Raw genomic sequence first — 26,085 nt, 5'->3', positions numbered from 1 at the left:
TCTGGTTCTGGGATGAGGAGGTCCGGGAGGCCGTTGCCGAAGACTGCGTCGACCAACCTCGGCGTTATCGCTGTATCCCCGAATCCCTCCTGCAGGCTCCCCCTCGGTCGATCGCGGAAGGCGAGACGGTTCGGCTGCTTCGGGTTCGCTCCGGGCTGGATCTCCAGGTCTGGAGAGATGACTGCCTTGTCCTGAGCCATTTCTTTCCCAGCCCACCCCAGCCAGAACAATGGGTTCGGTTGCTCCGGGGGCTGGCGGGAATACGCATCCCGGAGAGCCTGGTTGCCGAGCCTGGAGAGTCACTGGGCCGTCCCTGGGCCGTTCCGGCGGCGGAAGCAACGCTGCTGCGATGGGAGCGTTGGTTGCCGCATGGGCTCATAGCCACCCTGTTGCTGGGATGCGGATTCAATCTGGGGGAAGGTTTGTCCTGGTGGTGGGCCGAGCGTGCGCTGCGAACGCAGTACGACCAGCTGAGCGGCCAGGTCTCGCCGATCCTCAGCGCACGCAACCAGGCCTTGCAGACCAATCGGATGGCCACGGAGCTGGGGCGCGCTTTGCAGCATCGCTCGCAGGTGGCGCTGCTGGGACAGGTAGCGGAACTGTTGCCGAAGGACAGTCGGTTGCTCGCCTGGCGCTATCGAGGCTCCGAGCTGGAGTTGCGGATTGCCACCGACAGTGTCGACCCGCGTCTCTATGTGAGGCGTTTCATGGAGTCGGGGAGTTTCGAAGATGTCAGGGTGGAACCTTCGCAGAGCGAGGGGCTATCGCTGAGCCTGGTCCTGCGTACGCCGGGGGAGGGTGCCTGATGTCGGACTTCCAGCGATCACTGCAGTTCCAGGGGCGGAACCTGCAACGACAATGGCAGGAAAAACCACTCTTGCGCATGGCCATCTGGAGCCTGTGCCTGCTGCTGGTTGTGCATCTGGTCATGCTCAGCATGGATTGGAGGGAGGAACGAGGGGAGGAATATCGTCGTCTGGCCGGGGAATGGCTCAAGCTCCAGGACGTTTCCCGGCAGACCGCCTGGCCGGAGCGGGCGATGCAGGCGAAGCAGGTCCTGAACCTTCAGCGAGAGCGCTTCTGGCAGGCGCCGAATGCGTCGCAGGCGAGGGCCGATGTGCAGGCCTGGCTGACCGAGCGGGTTCGCCTGGCGGGCGTCCCTGACGCGGAAGTGAGCGTACTGCTTCCTCGCGGCTTCGAGAAGCAAGGGACGATCGCGCGTATCGAGGCCCAGGTTCGCGGGCAGTTGCAGCCAGCCTCGTTCAGTCGGTTGTTGCAGGATATAGAAGCGGAGCAGCGACAAGTATCGGTGGAGTTTCTGGAACTGAACAATATGTTGTCGCCCATGCTCAATCTACAATTGTCGTTCCTGTTCGTAGCGGCCTATTGAAGCGGATGCGGATCGGGCAGCACCCGTTTGCCGGAAGAGTTCGGCGGAGGGCGGTGCCCTTCGATGGAGCGAGTTGCCGCCAGGCGGCCGGGAAACCGAATCCGCTCGGGACGCCTGCGATTCGGCTCCCCGGCCCGCCATTGTCGCATTCGCGCAGCGAAGAACGGCCAGTCTGGTCCGGCCTGTAAACAAGTGCAAAATTTTACTTCATGGTCGGCTTGGCACTCCGAGCCGGCTCGTCCATGCTGGAGCACAACTTTCCCATGGATACCATTGCCATGAAGTTCCTGCTGCCCCTGCTGCTGTTATTCCCGCTTTCCGCTCTCGCCGACGACAAGGACTACGACCAATGCATACTCGACTACCAACGCACGGCGAAGAGCGGGGTGGCGGTTCACTTCATCACCCAGGCCTGCGACAAGTTGTATAACGACGGCTCCTTCCTGCTGTCGCGGGAAAAGGCTTATTACGAGTGTCTGCTGGAGAACCTGCCGGGGGTGGAGAACAACCTGGCGGCGCAGAAGATCAGGAGCGCTTGCGAATCGAAGTCGCAGAATTGATCTGGCGAGGAGGGGAGCGAAAGTAGCCAGTGGGGTTTCCGACGGCATCGGCAGGATGCCGTCGGGAAAACCGGCTTAGCGTTGCAGCCAGGATTCGACGGTTTCGGAACCGTACTGTTCTTTCCAGGCTTTCAGAACCTTGTGGTTGCCGCCCTTGGTTTCGACGACTTCACCGTTGTTCGGGTTCTTGTAGACCTTCAGGGCGCGGGCACGGCGCTGCGGAGCGGCGCTGACGGTGACCGGAGCCTTGGGGTCGAGGATGGCGATGATGTTGTGCAGGGTCATGCCGTACTTGTCCATCAACGCCTGCAACTTGTCCTTGAATTCCAGTTCCTGCTTCAGGCTGCTGTCGCTTTTCAGCTTTTCCAGCAGGGCCAGTTGCTCCTGAAGTTTGCGCTCTGCCTCGCGGAACTCGGCAAGTTTGGACATTCGTTTCACTCCCGTTCTAAAAATATGGTGCTGGGTTTTGGTGCATTTATAGTGGCTTTACGGACTTTCCGTGTCCGCGGCAAAGGATAAGTCTTTATCTACTGGAAGAACAATATAGTTGCACGGTTTTATTGACTAACGGACTGTAGGGACAGCTTGCCGGATGTTTCCCGGAAGAATATGAAACCTTTATGTCCGTGGGGATAATGCTTCGTACAACCCATGGGAGAGAGACGGCAGAACGGGCCCGTTGTGTGGAAGCCCGTTTTAGAGCAGATGGCGAAGCGCCAGGGGAGAGTCGGGCGAATCAATCGCCCCGATATTCGCAACCGCTGGTGCAAGTTTCGTGGACGCGGACCTTGGAGAGTTCCGGCAACAGCGGCTTGAGTTGTTGCCAGATCCAGCGGCAGAGGTTTTCGCTGGTGGGGTTTTCCAGGCCTGGAATATCGTTCAGATAATTGTGGTCGAGTTGCTCGTAGATCGGCTTGAAGATCGCCTTGATTTCCGCGAAGTCGCGGATCCAGCCGGTATGCGGATCGACCTCACCTTCGATGTGGATGGCGACACGGAACGAGTGGCCGTGCAGGCGCCCGCATTTGTGGCCTTCGGGGACGTGGGGCAGGCGATGGGCGGATTCGAAGGTGAATTCTTTGAAGAGTTCCACTGTAGTGCGCTCTGGATCGGGGTTATCGGACAACCGGAATGGGGGCGCCATGGTAGCAGGTTTGCGCGCCGGACCCGGTCTGCTCCGACCGGGCGGTCGTTTACCTGAGTTGCAGGCGGCGCGCCAGGCGCGCCAGGTTGGCGCGATCCAGGCCCAGCTCGCGTGCAGCCGAGGCCCAGCTTCCCTGGTGGCGGGCCAGGCAGTCCTGGATCAGGCGGCGTTGGTAGGCGTCGGTGGCCGCGCGCAACGAGTGACCGGTCGTTGGCGCGGCGGGCGCGGGCTCGACCACGCTGCGAGGTGGCGCGGGGGTTTCCGCGGGCAGGTCGAGATCCTGCCGATGCAGGGTGACGATCCGCGACCGCTCCGGATTGTGGCCGAGGGCCTTGAGCGAGGCGCGGCCGACCAGGTGCTCGAGTTCGCGCACGTTGCCCGGCCAGCGATAGTCGAGGAGCGCGGCCTGGGCCTCGTGGTCCAGGCGCAGGCTGCGCAGTCCCAGGCGCGGTCGGTTTTCCTCGAGGAAGTAGCCGGCCAGCAGGAGGATATCGCGGCCGCGCTCGCGCAGCGGCGGCACGCGCAAGGGATAGACGCTGAGGCGATGGTAGAGATCGGCGCGGAAGCGCCCGGCACGCACTTCCTCGGCCAGGTCGCGGTTGGTGGCTGCGATCAGGCGTACGTCGACGCGGTGCTCGCGATCGGAGCCGACCCGCTGCAACTGCCCGCTCTGCAGCACGCGGAGCAGCTTGGCCTGCACCGCCAGCGGCAACTCGCCGACCTCGTCGAGGAACAGGCTGCCGCCGTCGGCCAGTTCGAACTTGCCGCGCCGTTCGTTGACCGCGCCGGAGAAGGCGCCGCGCACATGGCCGAACAATTCGCTTTCCACCAGGGTCTCGGGCAGCGCGGCGCAGTTGAGACTGATCATCGGCTTGCCGCTGCGCATGGAATGCCGGTGGATGGATTGCGCCACCAGTTCCTTGCCGACCCCGGTCTCGCCGGTGATCAGTACGCTCAGGTCGCTGTTGGCGACCAGGCGGATTTCTTCCAGCAGCGCCTTGTGCGCGGCGCTCTGGCCGATCATTTCCCGTGGCCGCTCGCCAGCGGCTTCGAGATAGGCCTCGGCGCGCTGGTGCTCGTCCTCGGCGCGGCGGGTCAGGTCGCGCATCCGCTCGCTGGCCTTGACCGTGGCGGCGGCGAGGCTGGCGAAGGCCTCCAGGGTATCCAGGTCGGCGCTGGCGAAGCGCGACGGATCGAGGGTATCCAGGGTCAGCAAGCCCCAGGGCTGGTCGTCGAGGTACAGCGGACAGCCCAGGCAATCATGGATTTCCAGGTGGCCGTGGAGGCCTTCCACCAGACCGTCGTAGGGATCGGGCAGGCCGCAGTCGGCGGGGAAGCGGGTCGGCCCGCGGCGCTCCAGGAGGGCCTCGAGGCGCGGATGTTCGCCGACCCGGAAGCGCCGGCCGAGGGTGTCCGGGCTGAGGCCGTCCACCGCCAGCGGGATCAGGTATTCGCCGTCCAGGCGCAGCAGCGCGGTGGCGTCGCAGGGCAGCAGGTCGCGCAGGGCCTGGAGCAGGCGGCGGTAGCGTTCGTCTTCCGGCAGGTCGCGGGACAGGTCGGCAACCAGCGGGATCAGGGTGGCAAGCAAGGGGTTGGTGGTCATTTCGACCTCTTTGCAGTCCTAATGACTCTGAATGGTTGCAGTCATTATGACCTATGCCGGCCTGCAAGGCCCGTGAATTCTGGTAGTTTGCCTTGGCACGCTTCCTGAAATGCTTCGAGGTGAAACAAAACCTTGCATGCGTCAGGAGTCATCTATGTTGTCCAATGCCCAACGTGCCCTCATCAAAGCCACCGTACCGCTGCTGGAGACCGGCGGTGAAGCGCTGATCACCCATTTCTACCGCACCATGCTCGGCGAGTACCCCGAGGTTCGCCCGCTGTTCAACCAGGCCCACCAGGCCAGCGGCGACCAGCCGCGGGCGCTGGCCAATGGCGTGCTGATGTACGCCAGGCACATCGACCAGTTGCAGGAACTCGGCCCGCTGGTGGCCAAGGTGGTGAACAAGCATGTCTCCCTGCAGGTGCTGCCCGAACACTATCCGATCGTCGGCACTTGCCTGTTGCGGGCGATCCGCGAGGTCCTCGGCGAACAGATCGCCACCGACGAAGTCCTCGAAGCCTGGGGCGCGGCCTACCAGCAACTGGCCGACCTGCTGATCGAGGCCGAGGAGTCGGTGTATGCCGCCAGCGCCCAGGCCGATGGCGGCTGGCGCGGCGTGCGGCGCTTCCGCGTGGCACGCAAGCAGGCGGAGAGCGAGGAAATCACCTCGTTCTACCTGGAGCCGGTGGACGGCCAGCCGCTGCTGGCGTTCCAGCCGGGACAGTACATCGGCCTGCGGCTGGACATCGACGGCGAGGAAGTGCGCCGCAACTATTCGCTTTCCGCTGCCAGCAACGGCCGCGAATACCGCATCAGCGTCAAGCGCGAGGCGGGTGGACGGGTCTCCAATTACCTGCATGACCGGGTCGCCGAGGGCGACGAGCTGGATCTGTTTCCGCCGGCTGGCGATTTCGTCCTGCGTGACAGCGACAAGCCGCTGGTGCTGATCACCGCCGGCGTCGGCATCACCCCGGCCCTGGCCATGTTGCAGGAAGCGCTGCCGCAGGCGCGGCCGATCCGCTTCATCCATTGCGCCCGGCATGGCGGCGTGCATGCCTTCCGCGACTGGATCGAAGACGTGTCGGCGCAGCACGAGCAGGTCGAGCACTTCTTCTGCTACAGCGAACCGCGCGCCGGCGACAGTGCCGACGCCGAGGGATTGCTGAGCCGCGAGAAACTGGCCGACTGGTTGCCGCAGGAGCGCGACCTGGACGCCTACTTCCTCGGACCCCGGCCTTTCATGGCGCAGGTCAAGCGCCACCTGGCCGACCTCGGCGTACCCTCGCAGCAATGCCACTACGAGTTCTTCGGTCCGGCCGCCGCGCTGGACGCCTGAAGCGACGGGCCGGCGCGAGGTGCGTCGGCCCTTTTTCGGAAAAAGGAGATCGAGATGAACGCTCTGTTCGATTGTCCACGGCGGGTGCTGCGGATCGGTCACGGGCTGCTGGCGGCCGGCCTGGCGCTGCTCGTCGCCGGCGTGATCGCCGCCTATTTCCTCGACCGCTACCTGAACATGCCGGCGCTGGTGTTTTCCCATGCGCTGGTGATCCTCGGCCCGACCCTGTTGAAGATCGGCTACGTGATGCGCCTGAGCGCGCTGTTCCGCATGCGTCGACCCGGTTGGGAGGTCTGCTGTGCAAGTGCTTGATCGTTCCAGGCTGATGGCCATACCGCCGATCTGGCGCCTGGGCTTCCGCCCGTTCTTCCTCGGCGGCGCGCTGTTCGCGGTCCTCGCCATCGCGCTCTGGCTGGCGGCGCTGGCCGGGCTCTGGAGCGGCTGGCAACCGGTCGGTGGCTGGCTGGCCTGGCATCGTCACGAAATGCTCTTCGGTTTCGGCGTGGCGATCATCGCCGGCTTCCTGTTGACCGCCGTGCAGACCTGGACCGGCGTACCCGGCCTGCAGGGCAAACCCCTGGCCCTGCTCGCCGGGCTCTGGCTGGCGGCGCGCCTGGCCTGGCTATTCGATGCGCCGCTGGCGCTGCTGCTGGTGCTGCAACTGAGCTTCCTGCCGCTATTGGCCTGGGCTATCGGTCGCAGCCTGTGGCGGGTGCGGCAGAAGCGCAATTACCCGGTGGTGGGCCTGTTGCTGCTGTTGACCCTGGCCGACGCCCTGGTCCTGCTCGGCCTGTTCGAGGGCAACGACGACTGGCAACGGCGTGCCTCCATCGCCGCGCTATGGCTGATCGCCGGGATGATGAACCTGATCGGCGGGCGGGTGATCCCGTTCTTCACCCAGCGCGGTCTCGGCCGTCAGCAGCAGGTGCCGGCGATCGCCTGGCTGGACAATGGCATCCTGCTGGGCTGCGTGCTGGTGGCGCTGCTCACCGCCGCGGGCGTCACGACGCAGCCGACGCCCTGGCTTGCAGGACTGTTCGCCGCCCTCGGTGGTGCGCAACTGTGGCGCCTGTGGCGTTGGCGCGATCGCGGCATCTGGCAGGTGCCGCTGCTCTGGTCTCTGCACCTGGCATATTTCTGGATCGCCGTGGCGCCGCTCGGCATGGCGCTCTGGAGCCTGGGCCTGGCGCTGGCGCCGAGCCAGGCGCTGCACGCGCTGGCGGTGGGCGGCATGGGCGGGTTGATCCTGGCGATGCTGGCACGGGTCACTCTCGGCCATACCGGTCGCGCGCTGCAACCGCCGGCAGCGATGCCCTGGGCTTTCGCTCTGCTCAATCTCGGCTGCGCGGCGCGGGTGTTCCTGCCCAGCCTGTTGCCGGCGAACTGGGCGCTGCCCCTGGCAGGCGGACTGTGGGCTTTGGCGTTCCTGCTGTTCGCCTGGTTCTATGCGCCGATGCTGTGTCGTCCGCGGGTCGACGGCCATCCCGGTTGATCAGGGGGCTTGCCGCAGACGCCGCAGCTCCTGGTTCAGCCAGTCGGCGGAGTTGCGCGTCTGCGTGGCGCAGCGCACCTGGTAGGGCTTGCCGCTGAGGCTGCTCTGGGTCGCGGCGCGCTCGATGAAGTCCTCGCTGCTGGCGACCAGGTCCTTGCGCTCCAGGTAGTCGAGCTTCTTCTGCAGGTGGGCGCGGGCTTCCGCGGCCGGGTATTCGCTGCCGTTGCGGATGAAGGTGCAGCCGCTGTCTTCAACAAAGCTCAGCAAGCGGCCGATCTCCTGGCTCGCCTGCGGGGAGGGCGCGGCCAGCGCCGGCAGGCTCGAGGCCAGCAGCCAACAGGCGGCGCAGGTAGTCCGCCAGGTAATCGTGAAAACGCGCATCGTTCCAGTACTCCATGTGGCTCAACGGGGTGTGCCGCTTGTACCAGGGTCCGACCGGCAGGGCGAGGTCCTCGTGGACGACCGCGGCGTAGTTCTGCAACGGCCGCAGCGGATAGCCGAGCGGATCGGCCGGCGCGTAGACGTTCAGCCAGCGTGCCTGCTGGCGGATGGCCGGGGGCAGGCAGTGGCCGGGAAAGCGGATCGGGCAGACCTTCTCGTAGGCGAAGGTGAACAGCGGGATGTTGCAACCGAAGGTGACCAGCCCGGCCAGGGTTTCCAGGCCGAGGAAGGGGTCGATCGAGCAACTCGGCGTGCGGTTGAGCTTCTGCTGGTCCCAGATGAAGTTGGATACGATGTGCCCGCCCAGGGAGTGGGCGAGGATCACCAGCGGCGTCTGCGGCCCGACCTTCGCGCGCAGGGCCATGATCCCGCTGCGCACGTGCTGGTGGACCTGCTGGTAGGTGGTGTCGTAGGCGGCGCTGACCTTGCGGTAGCCGCTGGCGTCGCCGAGGAATAGCGTCACCGCCCGGCGCAGCCAGCGCCAGCCCAGCGGCTCGCGCTCGATGCGCTTGAGGTAGGCCAGCTCGCGGGCGTCCAGTACGCTGGCCCAGTACAGGCTCTGGAAGGCCACCTCGCCGGCTTCCGCGCCGAGACGTCGGCGCAGCGCCGCCACCAGTTCGCGGGCGTAGCTGTGCAGACCGTCCTCGTCGCGGCTATCGGGCTGGTCGCCGATGCCGTGGATCAGCGCTACGGCCAGTTTCATGCAGGATCCTTCTCGTCGGTGGCGGCTCAGTCCAGCGCTTGCAGGCGTTCGCCGAGCCGGCCGCCGTCGACCAGTTCGAGGAATTCGTCGCCGAGCCTGCGGCTTTCCGCCATCGCCTGGCGCCAGTAGCGCTCGCGGCCGTCGTCGTCGCCGAGGTAGCGGGTGAAGTCCTTGCGGTCCGGCAGCTTGGCGTGCGGCAGGCGCGCCAGGTACTCGCGCGACGGCGCCAGAAGCAACACGTCCTGCAGGCGCCCGGCGTCGCCACGGCGCCAGGGCAAGCCCTTGTCGAACCAGCCGGGGATCACCTTGTCGGTGAAGTGCGGGTAGAGCACCACGCCGCGGTCCTCGTAGGGCAGGTCGAGATGGTAGTCGAGCAGGCCGCCGTCGCGGTAGGTGCCGGGGCCGGCGCCAGGCAGGTCGCGGACGCCTTCCATGACCATCGGGATCGAGCCGGAGGCGAGCAGCGCCTGGCGCAGGTTGCCGCCGTCCAGGTGCAGGTAGCGCGACGGGAAGTCGGTCAGCGCGGCCAGCGGCGGCGCCTGGCGGGCGTCATGCAGGATCACCCGTTCGAAGTGGCGGTGCAGATGGCGGCGGCCGATCAGGTTGTCGCGGATCACCGAGGACAGCCCCAGGCCGAGGCTGGCCTTGTGGTCGTGGGCGAGGCGCCCGTGGCTCTTCACCACCACCACGTTGAGGCGGTACAGCGGGTTGTCGAGGATCCGCGCGTCCTGGCCGGCGAGCAGGTCGTCGAGCATCGCCGCGCACTTGCGCGAGACTTCGGCGATGCTCACGCCCTTGGGAAAACGCTGCCGGGTGTACAGCTCGCCGAGGCGGGTGAGGCCGGCCACGGCGTCGGGCAGGCAGGCACTGGCGAAGCGCCAGGAACCGATGGAGGCGCCGATCAGCGAGCGTTCACGCGGGGCGCGCGGCAGCCACTCGCCGAAGATCGCCAGGTCCAGTCCCTGGATGCCCAGCGCCTTTGGCCCGCCGGCGGCACCGGGGACGATGCCGACGTCGGCCGGCTGCAGGCCGCGCTCGCGGATGCGGGCGAGGGCGCGGCGACCGGCCTTGAGGGTCAGTGCGGGGGACTTGATCTGGATGGCTGGCATGCTGGTCTTCTCCCTTGCGGACCGGCGATTATAGGACGAGTTGTCGCAGGACCAAGCGCTTTCGAACGCCGGCGAGCCCCATCGCAGAGGCTTTCCGTTACCCTATGGCGCGCCCCGGCCATGTCCTTGCGGCAAATTCAGCTTCAATTAAGAGCGCCCGGTTAATCTGCAAACCGTCGAAAGCAACACGATTGATTCCCACGGAGAGATTCCCATGAAGAAACTGACTGCCCTGTTCGCCGCCACCGCCATCGCCCTGACTGCCGGCCTGGCCCAGGCCCGCGACCTCGGCCCGGACGAGGCGCTGAAGCTGCGTGACGCCGGGACCATCAAGTCCTTCGAAGAGCTGAACAAGAACGCCATCGCCAAGCATCCCGGCTCGAGCGTCCACGATACCGAGCTGGAAGAGGAATACGGCCGCTACATCTACCAGGTCGAGTTGCGCGACCCGCAGGGCGTGAAATGGGACCTGGAGCTGGATGCCGCTACCGGCGCCGTGCTCAAGGACCACCAGGACGACTGATGAAGTGGCTCATGCGCTACGCCGGGATCGTCGCACTGGTCCTGGCGGTCATCAGCCTCGAAGCGATGGCGCGCGACCTGGACCAGGACGAGGTCCTGCGCCTGCGCCAGGACGGTGTGATACAGCCGCTCGAATCCCTCATGCAGGAAGCCCTGGGGCGTTACCCCGGGGCGCGCCTGCTGGAGGTCGAGCTGGAAGAGGAAGACGACGTGTATGTCTACGAGGTGGAGCTGCTCACCCGCGACGGCGTCGTGCGTGAACTGGAACTGGATGCCCGCAACGGCCGCATCCTGAAGGACGAGGAAGACGACTGATGCGGTTGCTGCTGGTTGAGGATCACGTTCCCCTGGCCGACGAACTGATGGCCAGCCTGACCCGCCAGGGCTACGCGGTGGACTGGCTGGCCGACGGCCGCGACGCGGCGGTGCAGGGCGCCAGCGAACCCTACGACCTGATCATCCTCGACCTCGGCCTGCCCGGGCGTCCCGGCCTGGAGATACTCCAGGAGTGGCGTGGGCTGGGACTCGCGACTCCGGTGCTGATCCTCACCGCGCGCGGTTCCTGGGCCGAACGCATCGATGGGCTCAAGGCCGGTGCCGACGACTACCTGACCAAGCCGTTCCATCCGGAAGAGCTGGCCTTGCGCATCCAGGCCCTGTTGCGCCGCGCCCATGGGCTGGCCAACCAGAGCCAGCTGGAGGCCGCCGGGCTGCGCCTGGACGAGCAGCGCCAGTGCGTGTGCCTGAACGGCGCCGACGTCGACCTGACCGCCGCCGAATTCCGCCTGCTGCGCTATTTCATGCTGCACCCCGGCCAGGTCCTGTCCAAGGGGCACCTGGCCGAGCATCTGTACGACGGCGAGACCGAACGCGATTCCAACGTCATCGAGGTCCACGTCAACCACCTGCGGCGCAAGCTCGGCCGCGAGGTGATCGAGACCCGCCGTGGCCAGGGCTACCGCTACGCCGGGGTGGCCGCCGGATGAGGTCGATCCAGCGGCGCCTGAGCGTCGGCCTGTTCGCGGTGCTGCTGGTGGTCGGGCTGGTCCTCGCGCAGACCGGCCTGTGGCTGTTCGACCAGGGCCTGCGGCGCTATTTCGCCGGCAATCTGCGCGAGGAGGCGGAGAACCTGCTGGTGGCCATGGTGCGCGGGCCGAACGGCATGCAACTGGACGAGCAACGCCTCAACCCGGCGTTCCAGCGCCCGTATTCCGGGCGCTATTTCGTCATCGAGCTGGAAAAGGACACCTGGCGCTCACGCTCCCTGTGGGACAGCGAGCTGGAAGTGCCGCACAAGAAAGGGCTGGTGCAGGGCCTGGTCGATGGGCCCGAGGAGCAGCGACTGCTGGTGTTCCGCGGCCACTACAAGCGCATGGGCCAGAAGCTGCGGATCGTGGTGGCGCAGGACTATACGCCGATCCTGGAAAGCTTCGCCCGTGTGCAGTGGATGGGTCTGGGCGCCGGCGCCCTGGCGCTGCTCCTGGTATTGCTATTGCAGCGCCTGACCGTGCGTCGTTCGCTGCGTCCGCTGGAGGAGGTGCGCCTGCAGATCGCCCAGCTGCAACAGGGCCAGCGTAGCCAACTGGACAACCAGGCTCCCGAGGAACTGGAGCCGCTGGTGGAGCAGATCAACCACCTGCTGGCGCACACCGAGGAGACCCTGAAGCGTTCGCGCAACGCCCTGGGCAACCTCGGTCACGCCCTGAAGACGCCGCTGGCGGTGCTGGTCAGCCTCGCCGAGCGCGAGGAGATGGCGCGCCAGCCGGAGTTGCAACAGGTCCTGCGCGAACAGCTGGAACAGATCCAGCAGCGCCTCGGTCGCGAGTTGGGCAAGGCCCGCCTGGTCGGCGAAGCGCTGCCTGGCGCACATTTCGATTGCGCCGAGGAGTTGCCGTCGCTGTGCGACACCCTGCGCCTGATCCACGGCCCGCACCTGCAGGTGAGCTGGAGCGCGCCACCGGGGCTGCGCCTGCCATGGGACCGCGAGGACCTGCTGGAGATGCTCGGCAATCTGCTGGACAACGCCTGCAAGTGGGCCGATAGCGAAGTCCGCCTGACTGTCGCGCAGGGCGAGGGCATGGTCCGCCTGAAGGTCGACGATGACGGCCCCGGCATCCTCCCCGACCAGCGCCAGGCGGTGCTCGAGCGGGGTACCCGGCTCGACGAGCAGGTCAGCGGCCATGGCCTGGGCCTGGGCATCGCGCGCGACATCGCCGAGGCCTGCGGTGGCCGCCTGAGTCTCGAGGACAGCCCGCTGGGCGGCCTGCGGGTGAGCGTCGAGTTGCCGTTGCAGAAGAGCGGCCGCGCCGCCAGGGCTTAACAGTTCTTCACCATTTGCCGACAGTCCCGGCAAGATTTCCTCCTGCGCTTTCCCTAGCATCCCGGGCTTCTTGCAAGGAGGTCTTGGACGATGAAACGGCGGACGAGTACGGGCCGCTGGCGCTGGGCGCTGATGCTGCCGGTGCTGGTGTTCCTGTTGGGCGAGTCCAGTGGACAGCGAGAGGAGGGGCGGTCGCCGCGGTTACCCGCGCAGGCTCGCTACGAGCAGGCCGTGGAAAACGCGTTGCGCAGCGAGCGCGGCGAGCCGCGACAGGCCGGGACAGCGGCAGCGAAGGTGGCCGAGGCGGGAGCCCCGGCGCGTCTGCGTGGCTGGCTGCGCTCGCTGGCCCGCCTGGCGATCTGGGGGACCTACGGCCCCCCGGCGCTATTCAGGCCGTGAACGGTCAGGCCTTGAACTGTTCCATCAGGCCCTGCTGGTGGTTGGCCAGGCGGTTCAGCGACTGACTGACCTGGGCCGATTCCTCGGCCTGGCTCGACAGCGACTCGGTGACGTCACGGATCGCCGCGACATTGCGGTTGATCTCCTCGGCTACCGAGCTCTGTTCCTCGGCGGCGCTGGCAATCTGCAGGTTCATGTCGTTGATCACCGTCACCGCCTCGCCGATCCGTTGCAGCGCGGCCACCGCTTCATCCACCTGCTCGACGCTGCCCTGGGCCTGGCGATGGCTGCCATGCATGGCGTCGACCACGTCGCGGGTGCCCTGTTGCAGGCCTTCGATCACCCCGCGGATCTGTTCCACCGAGTCCTGGGTGCGCCGGGCGAGGTTGCGCACTTCGTCGGCGACCACCGCGAAGCCGCGGCCGGCGTCGCCGGCGCGGGCCGCCTCGATGGCCGCGTTGAGCGCCAGCAGGTTGGTCTGCTCGGCGATGGCGCGGATCACTTCCAGCACCGAACCGATTTCCTCGCTGCTGCTGGCCAGTTGCTCGACCTGGCCCATGGCGCTGGTCAGGTTGGCGGCCAGGCTGTCGATGCTCTGTGTGGTGCGGTCGATCAGCGCCAGGCCGTCGCGGGTCGCCTGGTCGGCACCGCGCGCGGCGTCGGCGGCCTGGGCGGCGCTACGGGCGACGTCCTGGGCAGTGGCGGTCATCTCGTGGGATGCGGTGGCGACCTGGTCGATCTCGCGGAACTGCTGCTGCATGCCGGCGCTGGTCTGGCTGGAAATCGCCGCCGACTGGTCGGCGGTACTGCGCGCATCGCGCACCGAGACCTTCACGTCGCGGATGATCGGCTGCAGCTTGTCGAGAAAACGGTTGAACCAACCGGCCAGTTCGCCCAGCTCGTCGCGCCCGGTGTGCGGCAGACGCTGGGTCAGGTCGCCTTCGCCGCTGGCGATGTCGCGCAGCATGTGGGCGACGCCGAGGATCGGCCGGGTCACGCCGCGGGCGCTCAGCCACAGCACCAGCAGGCCGAGCACCGCGGCGCCGAGGCCGAGGCCCAGTTCGACCCAGGTGCCTTCGCGACGCATGTCGTCCAGTTGCCGCTCCAGCGCCAGGGCCGGGCCGAGCAGGGCGCTCTTCGGCACTTCGAGGAGCACGCCCCAGGGCTTGGCGCCGGGAATCGGCTGCAACGGTTGCAGCACCTTGAGGTCGTCGTTCTCGTTGAACAACCGGCTCTTGCCGGCGGCCAGCAGTTGCAGGAGTTCGCCGGCGTGCTGCGGATCCGCCTTGGCCAGGTTCTTGCCGAGCAGGCCGGCGTCGCGGCTGTTGCCGGCGAACAGCCCGGCCGGGCTGAGGATGCCGACCTGGCCGACGCCGTCGTAGAGTTCGCGGTTGCCCTGTTCGCTGAGCGCCTGCAGGTTGCTCAGGTTGATGTCCAGGCCCATCACGCCGATCACCTTGCCATCCAGTTCGAGGGGAAAGGCGATGCTGGTCATCAGCAGTTGGCGTTCGCCGACCTTGTCGAAGTAAGGATCGAGCACGCAGGGTTGCCCGCTTTCCTTCGGGCAGGTGTACCAGGCGTTGTAGGCCGCGCCGCTGGGCCCGCTGCTGGTGTCGGCGAGTTCGGACTCGATCATCGACTCGGATTCCAGCTGTCCCGGCGTGGCCTGCGCCCAGTACAGGGAGAAGCGTCCCTTGTCGTTGCTGCCCAGGGCGGGCTGGTCGACGAACAGTTCGTCCTTGCCGTCCAGCGCATTGGGTTCGAAGACCACGTACAGGCCGAGCACCTCGGGATTGGCGGCGAGCGCGGTGCGCACCTGGCGGGTCAGGTCTTCGCGCAGGTCGTAGGCATCGAGGAAGCGCTTCTGCGCCTGGTCGCGGAGGAACAGGATCTGCCGGGAGAAGCCCTTGCCGTACTGGAAGGCATCCATGAAATAGCGCTGGATGCGTAACGCCTGCAATTCCCCGCGGGCTTCCAGGCGCAGGCGCGCCGATTCGTCGAGCATCTGTGTACTGGCGCTTTTCACCAGCACGCTGCTGTGCTGCATGCGGTAGACCGAAAGGCCGACCAGCAAGGCGACCACGCCGAGCAGGCAGAGCCCTGCCAGCAGGGTGATCTTCCATTGGATGGACAGGCGGCGAAGGAACATGGGAGGGGTCCTTGTACGAAGAAACTGCGGGGGCCCAAGGCTTATCGGCAGGGCTCGCCCATTCTTGACGACGGTCCGGTCGCTGGCGCCGGATTGCCGTCGTTCGGCGAATCGCACGCAAGAACCGTGCACAACGGTTTATAGCCAGGCGACATTCGCGCATGCGCGGCTTTGACAGGCGGGGATGGCTGTAGCAGAGTACGCCCCTTTTTTCGGCCGCAGACGGTCGAGTTCGTTTCATTTGCAAGGAGTTCAACGATGAACGCAGTGGTGCTGGCGGTGGGGCTGATGCTCGTCCTCAGCCTTTGCCGTGTGCATGTCGTGCTGGCGCTGATCATCGGCGCGGTGGTCGGCGGACTGTTCGGTGGCCTAGGCCTGGAGGGGACTCTCAAGGCCTTCAACGGCGGCCTCGGCGGGGGTGCCACGGTGGCCCTGTCGTACGCCATGCTCGGCGCCTTCGCCGTGGCCATCGCCCGCTCCGGCGTGGCCCATGCGCTGGCCGACAAGGTCCTGGCGCTGCTCGGCCGGCACGACGAGCAGGGCAAGGGCGCCGGTGCGTTCAAGTGGATCCTGGTCGGCCTGCTGCTCTGCGTGGCGGTATCCTCGCAGAATATCCTGCCGATCCATATCGCCTTCATCCCGCTGCTGGTGCCGCCGCTGCTCTATGTGCTGAGCAAGCTGCAGATCGACCGGCGATTGATCGCCTGCGTCATCACCTTCGGCCTGATCACCCCGTACATGTTCCTGCCGGTGGGCTTCGGCAACATCTTCCTCAATGAAATCCTGCTGGCCAACGTGGCGCGCAACGGCGTCGACGTCAGCGGGATCAACGTCACCCACGCCATGTTCATCCCAGCCCTGGGCATGCTCGCCGGGTTGCTCATCGCGGTGCTGTTCAGCTACCGCCGCAAGCGCGTCTACGACTTGCAGCGGATCGAGCAGGCCGAACGCGTCGATGTCAGCTACAACCCGAAGAGCCTGGCGGTGGCCGGGGTATCCATCGTCGCCGCGTTCGTCGCACAGCTGTGGCTGGACTCGATGATCATCGGCGCGCTGGTCGGTTTCGTGGTCTTCTCGCTGTCCGGCGTGGTGCGCTGGAAGGAGACCGACGACCTGTTCACCGAAGGCATGAAGATGATGGCCACCATCGGTTTCATCATGATCGCCGCGGCCGGTTTCGCCGAGGTGATGAAGGCCACCGGCGAGGTGCAGAGCCTGGTCGACGCCTCGGTGGCCTGGATCGGCAACAGCAAGGCGGTCGGCGCCATGCTGATGCTGCTGGTCGGCCTGCTGGTCACCATGGGCATCGGCTCGTCGTTCTCCACCGTGCCGATCATCGCCGCGATCTTCGTCCCGCTGGCGGTGCAACTGGGCTTCAGCCCGCTGGCCATCGTCAGCATCGTCGGCACCGCCGGCGCGCTGGGGGATGCAGGTTCTCCGGCGTCGGACTCGACCCTTGGGCCGACCTCCGGGCTCAACGTCGACGGCCAGCACAATCACATCTGGGACACCGTGGTGCCGACCTTCCTGCACTACAACCTGCCGTTGCTGGTGTTCGGCTGGGCCGCCGCGATGTTGCTCTGAGTTCCATCTCGGGCGGTCGCCTGACGGAATGTCGGGCCGGCCGCTTAAGCTTCCGACGGGATTGCCGATGAAACGGGAATCCCGTTTTTTATTGGGCGTCATGCTAGGAGTTGATGATGCGTCTGACCCTGAAATCCAAAGTCCTCCTGCTGGCCATGGTGCCGGTGCTGCTCTTCGCCCTGGTGCTCAGCGGCGGAGCGGTGCTGATCCTGAAAAAACAGGCTGATGCCGAAGTCAAGGATACCCGCGAGCGCCTGCTCGGCGACCGTCGTGCCGAACTCGAGCACTACGTGCAGATCGCCATGGGCAGTATCCAGGCCGAGTACGACCGCTCGGCCAACGGCGACCTGAATGCCCGCGCCGAGGCCATCGCGCGCCTGTCGAAGATCAAGTACGGCAAGGACGGCTATATCTTCGGCTACGACTCCCAGGTGGTGCGCCTGTTTCGCGGCGACAGCCCGGTGGACGTCGGCAAGAGCTTCCGCGACCGCCGCGATCCCAGCGGCGTCTACCTCAACCGCGAACTGGTGGAGGCCGGCCGCAACGGCAGCCACTACGTGACCTATACCTCGCCGCTGCCGGGCAACGAGAGCGTCATGGTGCCCAAGCTGTCCTACACCCTGTACCTGCCGAAGTGGGACATGGTTATCGGCTCGGCGATCAACCTCGACGGCGTCGAGGCCCAGTTGGTGGAAATCAAGCAGGACATCGACGAGCGTATCGGCACCCTGATCGCCAGTATCGTGGGGATCGCCGGCGTCCTTCTGGTGGTCCTGCTGGTGATCGGCCTGGCGGTGGCCAACGCGATGCTGCGGCCGTTGCACCAGATCCGCCAGAACCTCGATGACATCGCCGCCGGCGAAGGCGACCTGACCCGTCGCCTACCGGTGACCAGCTACGACGAGCTGGGCGAGCTGGCCGGTTCCTTCAACCGCTTCGTCGAGAAGATCCACGGTCTGGTGCGGCAGATCGCCGGGATGACCGGCGACCTCAAGCAACTGGTGGAGCAGATGTCGGCCCAGGCCGAGCGTTCCGAGCAGGCCATGGAGCGCCAGCGCCACGAGACCGACCAGGTCGCCACCGCGATCAACGAGATGTCCGCCGCCGCCCATGAAGTGGCGCAGAGCGCCCAGCGCGCCGCCGAGGCCGCGCAGCAGACCGACCACGAAGGCCAGGCGGCCAAGCGCGTGGTGGACGGCAGCATCGAGCGCATCCACGCGCTGGTGGACGAGATCCGCGACAGCGGGACTTCTCTGGATAGCCTGCAGCAGGACGTGCAATCCATCGTCAGTGTGCTCGGGGTGATCCGCTCCATTGCCGAACAGACCAACCTGCTGGCGCTCAACGCGGCCATCGAGGCGGCCCGTGCCGGCGAGGCCGGACGTGGCTTTGCGGTGGTCGCCGACGAAGTGCGGGCGCTGGCCAGCCGCACCCAGCAGAGTACCCAGGAAATCCAGGGCATGATCGATCGCCTGCAGCAGGGCACCAACGCCGCGGTCGACGCCATGCGCCGTTCCGGCGAGGCCGGCGAGGGCACCAGCAACCAGGCCAACCAGGCCGGCGATTCGCTGGATGCCATCGCCCAGCTGATCGCCACCATCAACGCGATGAACGCGCAGATCGCCAGCGCCGCCGAGGAACAGACCGCGGTGGCCGAGGAGATCAACCGCAGCGTGCACCAGATCGCCGGCGCGGTGGACAGCGTCGCCGACGAGGCCCAGCAGGGCGCGCAGACCGCCCGCAGCCTGGCGCAACTGGGCCAGGGCCTGGGCCGACTGGTCGGTCAGTTCCGCATCTGACCCTTCCCCCGCGCGACCGCTGCCGGCAAAAGAGCCAGCCGGCAGTGGTGCGCCACAGAGCCTTCCTGTCATTATTCGGCGGAGTCGGCCAGCAGTCGTGAACGATCCACGTCCGCCGGCTGACTAATGCTTTGCTTCCCACTGCCAGATGGATTGGACATGCTCGACACGAAACTGGAATCCCGGACTTTTCTCCTGTTGCTGGCGGTGGTCACGCTCGCCTTCGGCTGGCTCTTGCTGCCGTTCTACGGCGCGGTGTTCTGGGGCACCATCCTGGCGATCATCTTCGCCCCGGTGCAACGCCGCCTGCAGGTGCGCCTGAGGGATCGGAAGAACCTCGCCGCGCTGATCACCCTGCTGATCTGCGTGCTGATCGTGATCATCCCGGTGATCTTCATCGCCGGTTCGCTGGTGCAGGAAGGCGCGAGCGTCTACCAGCGGGTCAAGTCCGGCGAACTGAACTTCGCCGCCTACCTGCAGCAGGCGGTGGCTGCCTTGCCGCCATCGGTGCACCAGTGGCTGGAGCGCTTCGACCTGGCCAATCTCTCGAGCCTGCAGGAGAAGCTCTCCTCGGTGGCGATGCAGGCCAGCCAGGTGGTGGCGACCAAGGCGTTCAGCATCGGCCAGAACACCCTCGACTTCGTCATCAGCTTCGGCATCATGCTCTACCTGCTGTTCTTCCTCCTCCGCGACGGTCGCGTGCTCGGCCGGCGGATCAAGCAGGCGGTGCCGCTGAGCCAGGAACACAAGCACCACCTGTTCGCCAAGTTCACCACGGTGATCCGCGCCACGGTGAAGGGCAACATCGCCGTGGCTGCCACCCAGGGCGCTCTCGGCGGTCTGATCTTCTGGCTGCTGGGCATCGAGGGCGCCTTGCTCTGGGGCACCCTGATGGCCTTCCTGTCGCTGCTGCCGGCCATCGGTGCGGCGCTGATCTGGGCGCCGGTGGCGGCCTACTTCCTGCTCACCGGGGCGATCTGGCAGGGTGTAGTGCTGATCCTGTTCTGCGTGGTGGTGATCGGCCTGGTGGACAACATCCTGCGCCCGATCCTGGTCGGCAAGGACACCAAGATGCCGGACTACGTGGTGCTGATCTCCACCCTCGGCGGCATGGCCCTGTTCGGTCTCAACGGCTTCGTCATCGGCCCGCTGATCGCTGCGCTGTTCATGGCCAGCTGGGACCTGTTCACTGGCCGCGAGGAAGAACCGCAGGCCTGAGTCGCGCCCGTGGCAGACAAGCCCCGCGAATGCGGGGCTTGTTCGTTTCAGGCCTTGAAGCATCATGGACGGCGCTGTCGTGGCTGAGCCGCTCCAGGCAGTGCCTGGGGCCTTCGGCTAACAGTGCGTCGAACCCGGTACATCGCGACCGTTGCGCAACCGGACATGGAGCAGCGCTTGCCGGCACTCCTCAGGGCTCGTCGCTGTCAACCGGCGGCGGACCTCGGCTTGAGCGCGCAGGTGGCGAGGAAGGTCGGCACGAAGCGGTCGATGACGAAGCGCGGGTGCGGTTGCCAGTCTTCGTAGAAATCCTGCAGCAGCAGGCCGGCGGCGAGCTGGCCGGCGATCTGCTGGGTCAGGCTATGGCCGAACACCAGGGCTTCGCCTTTCTCGCGCTTTGCCGCGAGGGCTTCGGCGGAGAGGCTTTCCAGGTCGGAGTAGGGCAGGCGATGTCGCGGCCGGATCAGGCCCTGCTCTGCCAGTTCCGGCGAGCGGTCCTCGATGAACAGCGCCGGGTTGTAGAAGCTCGCCAGCAGCTTGCCGCCCGGCCGCAGCACCCGCGCGCATTCGCGCCAGACCGGCAGGACATCGTCGACGTAGAGATTGGAGATGGGATTGAAGACCAGGTCGAAGGAGGCATCGGCGAAGGTCGAGAGGTCGCGCATGTCGCCCTGCACGCAGGCCAGTTCGAGGCGGTCGCGGGCGGCGACCTGGCGGTCCTTGTCCAGCTGTCCCGCCGAGGCGTCGAACAGCGTGACCCGTGCGCCGGCGGCGGCAAGGATCGGCGCCTGCTGGCCGCCGGCCGAGGCCAGGCAGAGGATCTCGCGGCCGCGTACGTCGCCCAGCCAGTGAGCGGGTAACGCGCCCGGGGTCAGCTTTACCGCCCAGTCGCCGCGGCGTGCGGCGGCGACCTCTTCGGCGCTGACCGGTCGCGACCATTCGCAGTCACGGGCGGCCTGGGCGTCCCAACTGGCGCTGTTGTGTCGCAGGACGTCGATTTCGTGGAAGGTGGGCATGAGGCCTCCGGGTTCATCCATGGAGCGCGGAGCATGCCACGGCAGCGGGGCAGGGTGCGTGGGGCGGGCCAAAGAAAAACCCCGCCGAGGCGGGGTTTTCGTGGAGCGGGCGACTCAGCCGGCGAGGGCCAGGCCGGAATGCTGGAGGATTTCCAGCAGCGGCTGCGGGTAGACGCCGAGGAAGAACGCCAGCAGGGCGATGGCGACCAGCATGATGCCGCCGGCGCGCTGGCCCCAGTTGAACGGTGCGTCGTGCTGGCGGATGCCGGGCTCGACCAGGAACAGGGTGACCATGACCCGCAGGTAGTAGTACAGGCCGATGGCGCTGCCCAGCACCAGGGCGCCGATCAGCCACCACAGGTGCGACTCGACGCCGACCGCGATCACGTAGAACTTGCCGATGAAGCCGGCGGTCAGCGGGATGCCTGCCAGCGACAGCATCATCACGGTCATCACCGCGGTCAGTACCGGCCGGCGCCAGAACAAGCCGCGGTACTCGAACAGCGCATCGGCGTCGCGGCCGCTGTACGGGGTGGACATCAGGGTGATCACGCCGAACGCGCCGAGGGAGGTCAGTACGTAGGTAGCCAGGTAGACGCCGACCGCTTCCACGGCCATGCCCTTGCTGGCGATCAGGGCGACCAGCAGGTAGCCCAGGTGGGCGATGGACGAGTAGCCGAGCAGGCGCTTGATGTTGCTCTGGGTCAGTGCCAGCAGGTTGCCGAAGAGGATCGAGGCGACCGCGATGACGCTCAGGGAGATGTTCAGCAGTTGGTTGTCCAGGGCCGCCGGGGCGATCTGGAACAGCCGCAGCAGCACGGCGAACACCGCGACCTTGCTGGCGGTGGCGAGGAACGCCGAGACCGGCGCCGGGGCGCCTTCGTAGACATCCGGGGTCCACAGGTGGAAGGGCACCAGCGACAGCTTGAAGCCCAGGCCGACCAGCATCATGCCTACGCCAACGCTGACCAGCGGACCGCTCAGCACGTGCTCGGCGACCTTGGCGCCAAGGCCGGCGAAGCCCAGGGTACCGGACTCGGCGTAGAGCAGGGCCATGCCGAACAGCAGGAAGGCGGAGCCGGCGGCCGAGAGCACGGTGTACTTGATGCCGGCTTCCAGCGAGCGCTTGTTGAAGAAGGCGTAGGCGACCATCCCGTAGACCGGGACCGAGAGCAGCTCCAGGCCGATGAACAGGCTGGCCAGGTGCTGCGCGCTGACCAGCACCAGGCCGCCGGCGGTGGCCAGCAGCAGGAGCAGGTACAGCTCTTCGCGGTTACCCGGATAGCTTTCCATGTAGGCGTGGGCGAGGGTCACGCAGGCCAGGGCGGAGACCAGCACCAGGGCCATGTAGAAGCAGGCGTAGTTGTCCACCAGCACCAGCGGTGTCACCTCGATCGGGGTGACGCCGAGGACCGGCAGCAGCGACAGCAGGGCCAGGTTGAGGCCGATCACCGAGAGGGTGGCGGTGAACGAGTGATTGCGTTTCCAGGCTACCGCCAGCATCACCACCACCAGGGTGGCGCTGGTGATCAGCAGTGGCAGGAGCGCGATGAAGTGTTGGATCGTAAAGGTCATTTCGCGACTACCGTCCTGCAAGGGTGGAAAGGGCTGCGCCCAGCCATTGCTGCACGCCGTGCATGCTGGCCGCGGAGATGTCCAGCACTGGCTGCGGGTAGACCCCGAGCAGGACCAGCAGGACCGCCAGGCCGAGCACCATGCTCAGTTCGCGGGCATCGAGGCCGAGGATCGGCTCGTCGGACTGGCTGGGGCCGAAGTAGGCGCGGTGGATCATGATCAGCGAGTAGACCGAGGCGAAGACCAGGCCGAAGGTGGCGATCACGATGATCACCGGGACCACCTTGAAGGCGCCGATCAGGATCAGGAACTCCCCGACGAAGTTGCCGGTACCGGGCAGGCCCAGCGACGCCGAGGCGAAGAACAGGCTGATCGCCGGCAGGTAGGGCATGCGCGACCACAGGCCGCCCATCTTGCGCATGTCGCGGGTATGCAGGCGCTCGTAGAGCTGGCCGCAGAGGATGAACAGCGCCGCGGCGGAGAGGCCGTGGGCGATCATCTGCACCACCACGCCCTGCAGCGCTACCTGGCTGCCGGAGTAGATGCCGATCATCACGAAGCCCATGTGCGAAACGCTGGAGTAGGCGACCAGGCGCTTGATGTCGGTCTGCGCGAAGGACAGCAGGGCACCGTAGAAGATGCCGATGATGCCGAGCCACATGGCGATCGGCGCGAATTCCGCCGAGGCGTTGGGGAACAGCGGCAGGGCGAAGCGGATCAGGCCGTAGGCGGCGGTCTTCAGGAGGATGCCGGCGAGGTCCACGGAGCCGGCGGTGGGCGCCTGGGCGTGGGCGTCCGGCAGCCAGGAATGCACCGGCACCACCGGCATCTTCACCGCGAAGGCGACGAAGAAGCCGAGCATCAGCAGCCATTCCACGTGGGGGCTCAGCTGGGTCTTCAGCAGGGTGGCGTAGTCGAAGGTGATCACGCCGGTGGCATTGAAGTTGACGAACACCAGGCCGAGGATCGCCACCAGCATCACCAGGCCGCTGGCCTGGGTGAAGATGAAGAACTTGGTGGCGGCGTAGATGCGGGTCTTCTTGCCGTCATCGGAACTGTGTCCCCACAGCGCGATGAGGAAGTACATCGGCACCAGCATCATTTCCCAGAAGAAGAAGAACAGGAACAGGTCGATGGCGAGGAACACGCCGATCACACCGCCCAGGATCCACAGCAGGTTCAGATGGAAGAAGCCGATGCGGCGCTGGATCTCGTTCCAGGAGCAGAGGACCGAGAGCACGCCGAGCAGGCCGGTGAGGGCGACCATCAGCAGCGACAGGCCATCCATCGCCAGGTGGATGCTGATGCCGAGACGCTCGATCCACAGCACCTTGAATTGCAGGGTCCATTCCGGCTCGCCGCCGGGCGCGGGCGCCAGCTGGAAGTCGCCGGTGGCCCAGATCCACAGGCTCAGGATCAGGACCAGGGTCATCGAAAGCAGCGCGATCCAGCGGGGCAGGGTCTTGCTGCTGTGTTCGGCGATCCAGCAGAGGAAACCGCCGATGAAGGGGATCAGGATTAGCCAGGGCAGAATCATGACAGGCTCAGTCTCTCCGTGAATTCATTAGGCCAGCAGCAGCGCGCCGAGCAGGATGGCGGCGCCACCCACCAGGGAAGCGGCGTACCAGCGCAGGCGGCCGTTCTCGGTGAGGCTGAGGAGGTTGTGTCCGCCGCGCACGCTGAACGGAACGACGCCCAGGGTACGGTCGATGGGGTCGCGCCCCAGCAGTTGGCAGAGCAGCAGGTAGGGTTTCACGAACAGCTTGTCGTACAGCCAGTCGAAGCCCCAGGCGTGGTACCACCAGGTACCGAAGAAGCGACCCGGGGCGCTCTTCGCCAGGGCGCTGACGAAGCGGCGCTGGCCGAGGAAGAGCAGGGCGGCCAGCAGGATACCGGCGATGGCGATGGCACCCGAGGCCAGTTCCAGGCTGTGCTTGGCTTCGCCACCGGCGTGGCCGACGCTTTCCGGCAGGACGCCAGCCAGCGGCGGGGTGATCAGGGCGCCGACGAAGGTCGACAGGACGATCAGCACGCTGAGCGGCAACCAGTGGGAAATCCCGTGGCCGGCGTGGGCTTCGGTCTTCGGCTCGCCGTGGAAGGCGACGAAGATCAGGCGGAAGGTGTAGATCGAGGTCAGGAACGCACCCACCAGGCCGGCGATCAGCAGTTCGCGATGGCCGCTGGCGAAGGCCTCCCAGAGGATCTCGTCCTTGGAGTAGAAGCCCGCGGTGAGGAAGGGCAGGGCGGCCAGCGCCGCACCGCCGACCACGAAGCTGGCGTAGGCCAGCGGCAGCTTCTTCCACAAGCCGCCCATCTTGAAGATGTTCTGCTCGTGGTGGCAGGCGACGATCACCGCGCCCGAGGCAAGGAACAGCAGGGCCTTGAAGAAGGCGTGGGTCATCAGGTGGAAGATCGCCGCGTCCCAGGCGCCGACGCCGAGGGCGAGGAACATGTAGCCGATCTGGCTCATGGTCGAGTAGGCGAGGATGCGCTTGATATCGGTCTGTACCAGGGCGGCGAAGCCGGCCAGGACCAAGGTCACCGCGCCGACGATGCCGACCAGTTCGAGGATGTCCGGGGCCAGGGTGAACAGGCCGTGGCAACGGGCGATCAGGTAGACGCCGGCGGTCACCATGGTGGCGGCGTGGATCAGCGCGGAGACCGGGGTCGGGCCGGCCATGGCGTCGGCCAGCCAGGTCTGCAGCGGCAGCTGGGCGGACTTGCCGACCGCGCCGCCGAGCAGGGCCAGGGTCGCCAGGGTCAGCCAGAGGTTGCCTTCCGGGAACTTCTGCGGCGCCAGCACCAGCAGCTCCTGGATGTTCAGGGTGCCGAACTGCTGGAACAGGATGAACAGGCCGAAAGCCATGAACACGTCGCCGACGCGGGTGACGATGAATGCCTTGAGCGCCGCGTTACCGTTGTTGCGATTGCTGTAGTAGAAGCCGATCAGCAGGTAGCTGCACAGGCCCACGCCTTCCCAGCCGAAGTAGAGGAACAGCAGGTTGTCGCCCAGCACCAGGAACAGCATGCTGGCGATGAACAGGTTGGTGTAGGCGAAGAAGCGCGAATAGCCGGTTTCGCCACGCATGTACCAGGAGGCGAACAGGTGGATCAGGAAGCCGACGCCGGTAACCACGCCGAGCATGGTTACCGAGAGGCCGTCCAGGTACAGGGTGAAGTTGGTGCTGAAGTCGCCGGCCGCCATCCACTGCCACAGCACCAGGCTGTAGGCACCGCCTTCCGGCGGACTGCTGTGGAAGCTGAAGATGGCCCAGGCCGCGCTCAGGGCGGAGAGGCCGACCGAGCCGACGCCGACCAGCGCCGAAAGGTTTTCCGACCACCTGCCGCGGGAGAACGACAGCAGCAGGAAGCCGACCAGGGGGAACAGGAAGGTAAGAGGTAGAAGGTTCATCCGCGCATCTCGCTGGCAGCGTCGATATCGAGGGTGTGGAAGCGGCGATACAGTTGCAGCAGGATCGCCAGGCCGATGCTCGCTTCGGCGGCCGCGAGGCTCAGCACCAGGATGAACATCACCTGGCCGTCGGGTTGGCCCCAGCGGCTGCCGGCGACCACGAAGGCGAGGGCGGCGGCGTTCATCATCACTTCCAGGCTCATCAGTACGAACAGGATGTTGCGTCGCACCATCAAGCCGACCAGTCCGAGGGCGAACAGGACGCTGGCGAGGGCCAGGCCGTGTTCCAGTGGTATTGCGTTCATAGCGTTAC

The 26,085-nt window shown here is 66.4% G+C and carries 25 protein-coding genes and 2 pseudogenes; 14 read left to right on the top strand and 13 right to left on the bottom strand.

Going from position 1 to position 26,085, the window contains the following annotated elements; all coding sequences use genetic code 11:
* Positions 1-422 precede the first annotated feature (422 nt).
* From HMPREF1224_RS45550 to HMPREF1224_RS15215, 3 genes are all read left to right on the top strand, one after another.
* Positions 423-806 (top strand): hypothetical protein, encoded by a 384-nt coding sequence (locus HMPREF1224_RS45550; protein ID WP_024099895.1) that lies wholly within the window; start codon positions 423-425, stop codon positions 804-806.
* Complete coding sequence (locus HMPREF1224_RS15220) at positions 806-1,390, top strand: GspMb/PilO family protein (protein WP_003116711.1); 585 nt, start codon at positions 806-808, stop codon at positions 1,388-1,390. The genes HMPREF1224_RS45550 and HMPREF1224_RS15220 overlap by 1 nt, the downstream gene beginning before the upstream one ends.
* A gap of 263 nt (positions 1,391-1,653) precedes the next feature.
* Positions 1,654-1,950: a VF_A0006 family four-cysteine protein gene (locus HMPREF1224_RS15215; protein ID WP_003097713.1), complete on the top strand. Its 297-nt coding sequence runs from the start codon at positions 1,654-1,656 to the stop codon at positions 1,948-1,950.
* A gap of 75 nt (positions 1,951-2,025) precedes the next feature.
* Here the strand turns inward: HMPREF1224_RS15215 and mvaU are convergent, their stop codons facing one another.
* From mvaU to norR, 3 genes are all read right to left on the bottom strand, one after another.
* Positions 2,026-2,379: a histone-like nucleoid-structuring protein MvaU gene (gene mvaU, locus HMPREF1224_RS15210; protein ID WP_003090506.1), complete on the bottom strand. Its 354-nt coding sequence runs from the start codon at positions 2,377-2,379 to the stop codon at positions 2,026-2,028.
* A gap of 307 nt (positions 2,380-2,686) precedes the next feature.
* Complete coding sequence (queD, locus tag HMPREF1224_RS15205) at positions 2,687-3,043, bottom strand: 6-carboxytetrahydropterin synthase QueD (protein WP_003090505.1); 357 nt, start codon at positions 3,041-3,043, stop codon at positions 2,687-2,689.
* Between the two features lie 100 nt (positions 3,044-3,143).
* Positions 3,144-4,697: a nitric oxide reductase transcriptional regulator NorR gene (norR, locus tag HMPREF1224_RS15200; protein ID WP_003113388.1), complete on the bottom strand. Its 1,554-nt coding sequence runs from the start codon at positions 4,695-4,697 to the stop codon at positions 3,144-3,146.
* A 154-nt stretch (positions 4,698-4,851) separates the two neighbouring features.
* On the opposite strand from norR, the gene hmpA reads away from it, so the two are divergent.
* From hmpA to HMPREF1224_RS15185, 3 genes are read left to right on the top strand one after another with little or no spacing between them, the layout of a single operon-like run.
* Entirely contained in the window at positions 4,852-6,033 is a 1,182-nt protein-coding gene (hmpA, locus tag HMPREF1224_RS15195) for an NO-inducible flavohemoprotein (RefSeq protein WP_003113387.1), read from the top strand.
* Positions 6,034-6,087: 54 nt separating this feature from the next.
* Positions 6,088-6,345: a psl/pyoverdine operon transcriptional regulator PpyR gene (gene ppyR / locus HMPREF1224_RS15190; protein ID WP_003090502.1), complete on the top strand. Its 258-nt coding sequence runs from the start codon at positions 6,088-6,090 to the stop codon at positions 6,343-6,345.
* Positions 6,332-7,525 carry an NnrS family protein gene (locus HMPREF1224_RS15185; RefSeq protein ID WP_003122598.1) on the top strand — a complete coding sequence of 398 codons (1,194 nt, stop codon included), beginning with the start codon at positions 6,332-6,334 and terminating at the stop codon, positions 7,523-7,525. Before ppyR ends, HMPREF1224_RS15185 begins: the two co-directional genes overlap by 14 nt.
* Here the strand turns inward: HMPREF1224_RS15185 and HMPREF1224_RS43990 are convergent, their stop codons facing one another.
* Genes HMPREF1224_RS43990 through HMPREF1224_RS15175 form a run of 3 tightly spaced genes read right to left on the bottom strand, consistent with a single transcriptional unit; the run spans position 7,526 to position 9,778 of the window.
* Positions 7,526-7,792, bottom strand: coding sequence for a YfeK family protein (locus tag HMPREF1224_RS43990; protein ID WP_003115326.1), 267 nt, complete (start codon positions 7,790-7,792; stop codon positions 7,526-7,528).
* A complete protein-coding gene (locus tag HMPREF1224_RS15180) occupies positions 7,776-8,669 on the bottom strand; it encodes a hypothetical protein (protein ID WP_003115327.1) in 894 nt (297 codons plus the stop codon). Before HMPREF1224_RS15180 ends, HMPREF1224_RS43990 begins: the two co-directional genes overlap by 17 nt.
* Positions 8,670-8,695: 26 nt before the next feature.
* The gene (locus HMPREF1224_RS15175; protein ID WP_003113385.1) at positions 8,696-9,778 is read right to left on the bottom strand and encodes a patatin-like phospholipase domain-containing protein; all 1,083 of its coding nucleotides are present in this window, start codon (positions 9,776-9,778) and stop codon (positions 8,696-8,698) included.
* Positions 9,779-9,992: 214 nt separating this feature from the next.
* Here HMPREF1224_RS15175 and HMPREF1224_RS15170 point away from each other — a divergent pair, with 214 nt between their 5' ends.
* The 5 genes from HMPREF1224_RS15170 to HMPREF1224_RS15150 all read left to right on the top strand — a co-directional run bounded on the left by HMPREF1224_RS15170 (position 9,993) and on the right by HMPREF1224_RS15150 (position 13,019).
* Positions 9,993-10,301, top strand: coding sequence for a PepSY domain-containing protein (locus HMPREF1224_RS15170; RefSeq protein ID WP_003090497.1), 309 nt, complete (start codon positions 9,993-9,995; stop codon positions 10,299-10,301).
* Positions 10,301-10,615 carry a PepSY domain-containing protein gene (locus tag HMPREF1224_RS15165; protein WP_003097704.1) on the top strand — a complete coding sequence of 105 codons (315 nt, stop codon included), beginning with the start codon at positions 10,301-10,303 and terminating at the stop codon, positions 10,613-10,615. The genes HMPREF1224_RS15170 and HMPREF1224_RS15165 overlap by 1 nt, the downstream gene beginning before the upstream one ends.
* On the top strand, positions 10,615-11,286 hold the full coding sequence (gene carR, locus HMPREF1224_RS15160) for a two-component system response regulator CarR (protein WP_003090494.1): 672 nt from the start codon (positions 10,615-10,617) through the stop codon (positions 11,284-11,286). The genes HMPREF1224_RS15165 and carR overlap by 1 nt, the downstream gene beginning before the upstream one ends.
* Positions 11,283-12,620: a two-component system sensor histidine kinase CarS gene (gene carS, locus HMPREF1224_RS15155; RefSeq protein WP_003090493.1), complete on the top strand. Its 1,338-nt coding sequence runs from the start codon at positions 11,283-11,285 to the stop codon at positions 12,618-12,620. The genes carR and carS overlap by 4 nt, the downstream gene beginning before the upstream one ends.
* Before the next feature lie 90 nt (positions 12,621-12,710).
* A complete protein-coding gene (locus HMPREF1224_RS15150; protein WP_003113384.1) occupies positions 12,711-13,019 on the top strand; it encodes a hypothetical protein in 309 nt (102 codons plus the stop codon).
* A gap of 4 nt (positions 13,020-13,023) precedes the next feature.
* Here HMPREF1224_RS15150 and HMPREF1224_RS46140 read toward each other — a convergent pair.
* Positions 13,024-13,560: pseudogene (locus HMPREF1224_RS46140) on the bottom strand (methyl-accepting chemotaxis protein); the annotation flags it as partial.
* Positions 13,561-13,929: 369 nt separating this feature from the next.
* Positions 13,930-14,949: pseudogene (locus tag HMPREF1224_RS46135) on the bottom strand (chemotaxis protein); the annotation flags it as partial.
* A gap of 477 nt (positions 14,950-15,426) precedes the next feature.
* Here HMPREF1224_RS46135 and HMPREF1224_RS15140 point away from each other — a divergent pair.
* The 3 genes from HMPREF1224_RS15140 (at position 15,427) to HMPREF1224_RS15130 (ending at position 19,769) form a co-directional block, all read left to right on the top strand.
* Positions 15,427-16,752, top strand: a complete 1,326-nt coding sequence (locus tag HMPREF1224_RS15140) for a Na+/H+ antiporter family protein (RefSeq protein ID WP_003113382.1) — start codon at positions 15,427-15,429, stop codon at positions 16,750-16,752.
* A gap of 113 nt (positions 16,753-16,865) precedes the next feature.
* Positions 16,866-18,551 carry a methyl-accepting chemotaxis protein gene (locus tag HMPREF1224_RS15135; RefSeq protein ID WP_010895628.1) on the top strand — a complete coding sequence of 562 codons (1,686 nt, stop codon included), beginning with the start codon at positions 16,866-16,868 and terminating at the stop codon, positions 18,549-18,551.
* A gap of 159 nt (positions 18,552-18,710) precedes the next feature.
* Positions 18,711-19,769, top strand: coding sequence for an AI-2E family transporter (locus HMPREF1224_RS15130; RefSeq protein WP_003113380.1), 1,059 nt, complete (start codon positions 18,711-18,713; stop codon positions 19,767-19,769).
* A 206-nt stretch (positions 19,770-19,975) separates the two neighbouring features.
* Here the strand turns inward: HMPREF1224_RS15130 and HMPREF1224_RS15125 are convergent, their stop codons facing one another.
* The 5 genes from HMPREF1224_RS15125 to nuoK form a co-directional block, all read right to left on the bottom strand.
* Positions 19,976-20,785, bottom strand: a complete 810-nt coding sequence (locus HMPREF1224_RS15125) for a class I SAM-dependent methyltransferase (RefSeq protein WP_003113379.1) — start codon at positions 20,783-20,785, stop codon at positions 19,976-19,978.
* Positions 20,786-20,899: 114 nt separating this feature from the next.
* Positions 20,900-22,360 carry an NADH-quinone oxidoreductase subunit NuoN gene (nuoN, locus tag HMPREF1224_RS15120; RefSeq protein WP_003090482.1) on the bottom strand — a complete coding sequence of 487 codons (1,461 nt, stop codon included), beginning with the start codon at positions 22,358-22,360 and terminating at the stop codon, positions 20,900-20,902.
* A 7-nt stretch (positions 22,361-22,367) separates the two neighbouring features.
* Positions 22,368-23,897 carry an NADH-quinone oxidoreductase subunit M gene (gene nuoM / locus HMPREF1224_RS15115; RefSeq protein ID WP_003097684.1) on the bottom strand — a complete coding sequence of 510 codons (1,530 nt, stop codon included), beginning with the start codon at positions 23,895-23,897 and terminating at the stop codon, positions 22,368-22,370.
* 27 nt (positions 23,898-23,924) lie between these two features.
* Positions 23,925-25,772, bottom strand: coding sequence for an NADH-quinone oxidoreductase subunit L (gene nuoL / locus HMPREF1224_RS15110; RefSeq protein ID WP_003097681.1), 1,848 nt, complete (start codon positions 25,770-25,772; stop codon positions 23,925-23,927).
* A complete protein-coding gene (gene nuoK, locus HMPREF1224_RS15105) occupies positions 25,769-26,077 on the bottom strand; it encodes an NADH-quinone oxidoreductase subunit NuoK (protein WP_003090475.1) in 309 nt (102 codons plus the stop codon). The genes nuoL and nuoK overlap by 4 nt, the downstream gene beginning before the upstream one ends.
* Positions 26,078-26,085: the final 8 nt, after the last annotated feature.

It is taken from the genome of Pseudomonas sp. P179 (genome assembly GCF_000478485.2).
GTDB lineage: Bacteria > Pseudomonadota > Gammaproteobacteria > Pseudomonadales > Pseudomonadaceae > Pseudomonas > Pseudomonas aeruginosa.
Note: the sequence above shows the minus strand (reverse complement) of the source record. Positions and strands in the feature narration are given on the sequence as shown.

What these genes read in the sequence shown, in the direction of transcription:
- HMPREF1224_RS15220 (WP_003116711.1), top strand. Translation starts at nt 806, where the DNA reads ATGTCGGACTTCCAGCGATCACTGCAGTTCCAGGGGCGGAACCTGCAA.
- HMPREF1224_RS15215 (WP_003097713.1), top strand. Translation starts at nt 1,654, where the DNA reads ATGGATACCATTGCCATGAAGTTCCTGCTGCCCCTGCTGCTGTTATTC.
- mvaU (WP_003090506.1), bottom strand. Translation starts at nt 2,379, where the DNA reads ATGTCCAAACTTGCCGAGTTCCGCGAGGCAGAGCGCAAACTTCAGGAG.
- norR (WP_003113388.1), bottom strand. Translation starts at nt 4,697, where the DNA reads ATGACCACCAACCCCTTGCTTGCCACCCTGATCCCGCTGGTTGCCGAC.
- hmpA (WP_003113387.1), top strand. Translation starts at nt 4,852, where the DNA reads ATGTTGTCCAATGCCCAACGTGCCCTCATCAAAGCCACCGTACCGCTG.
- ppyR (WP_003090502.1), top strand. Translation starts at nt 6,088, where the DNA reads ATGAACGCTCTGTTCGATTGTCCACGGCGGGTGCTGCGGATCGGTCAC.
- HMPREF1224_RS15180 (WP_003115327.1), bottom strand. Translation starts at nt 8,669, where the DNA reads ATGAAACTGGCCGTAGCGCTGATCCACGGCATCGGCGACCAGCCCGAT.
- HMPREF1224_RS15175 (WP_003113385.1), bottom strand. Translation starts at nt 9,778, where the DNA reads ATGCCAGCCATCCAGATCAAGTCCCCCGCACTGACCCTCAAGGCCGGT.
- HMPREF1224_RS15170 (WP_003090497.1), top strand. Translation starts at nt 9,993, where the DNA reads ATGAAGAAACTGACTGCCCTGTTCGCCGCCACCGCCATCGCCCTGACT.
- HMPREF1224_RS15165 (WP_003097704.1), top strand. Translation starts at nt 10,301, where the DNA reads ATGAAGTGGCTCATGCGCTACGCCGGGATCGTCGCACTGGTCCTGGCG.
- carR (WP_003090494.1), top strand. Translation starts at nt 10,615, where the DNA reads ATGCGGTTGCTGCTGGTTGAGGATCACGTTCCCCTGGCCGACGAACTG.
- carS (WP_003090493.1), top strand. Translation starts at nt 11,283, where the DNA reads ATGAGGTCGATCCAGCGGCGCCTGAGCGTCGGCCTGTTCGCGGTGCTG.
- HMPREF1224_RS15150 (WP_003113384.1), top strand. Translation starts at nt 12,711, where the DNA reads ATGAAACGGCGGACGAGTACGGGCCGCTGGCGCTGGGCGCTGATGCTG.
- HMPREF1224_RS15140 (WP_003113382.1), top strand. Translation starts at nt 15,427, where the DNA reads ATGAACGCAGTGGTGCTGGCGGTGGGGCTGATGCTCGTCCTCAGCCTT.
- HMPREF1224_RS15135 (WP_010895628.1), top strand. Translation starts at nt 16,866, where the DNA reads ATGATGCGTCTGACCCTGAAATCCAAAGTCCTCCTGCTGGCCATGGTG.
- HMPREF1224_RS15130 (WP_003113380.1), top strand. Translation starts at nt 18,711, where the DNA reads ATGCTCGACACGAAACTGGAATCCCGGACTTTTCTCCTGTTGCTGGCG.
- HMPREF1224_RS15125 (WP_003113379.1), bottom strand. Translation starts at nt 20,785, where the DNA reads ATGCCCACCTTCCACGAAATCGACGTCCTGCGACACAACAGCGCCAGT.
- nuoN (WP_003090482.1), bottom strand. Translation starts at nt 22,360, where the DNA reads ATGACCTTTACGATCCAACACTTCATCGCGCTCCTGCCACTGCTGATC.
- nuoM (WP_003097684.1), bottom strand. Translation starts at nt 23,897, where the DNA reads ATGATTCTGCCCTGGCTAATCCTGATCCCCTTCATCGGCGGTTTCCTC.
- nuoL (WP_003097681.1), bottom strand. Translation starts at nt 25,772, where the DNA reads ATGAACCTTCTACCTCTTACCTTCCTGTTCCCCCTGGTCGGCTTCCTG.
- nuoK (WP_003090475.1), bottom strand. Translation starts at nt 26,077, where the DNA reads ATGAACGCAATACCACTGGAACACGGCCTGGCCCTCGCCAGCGTCCTG.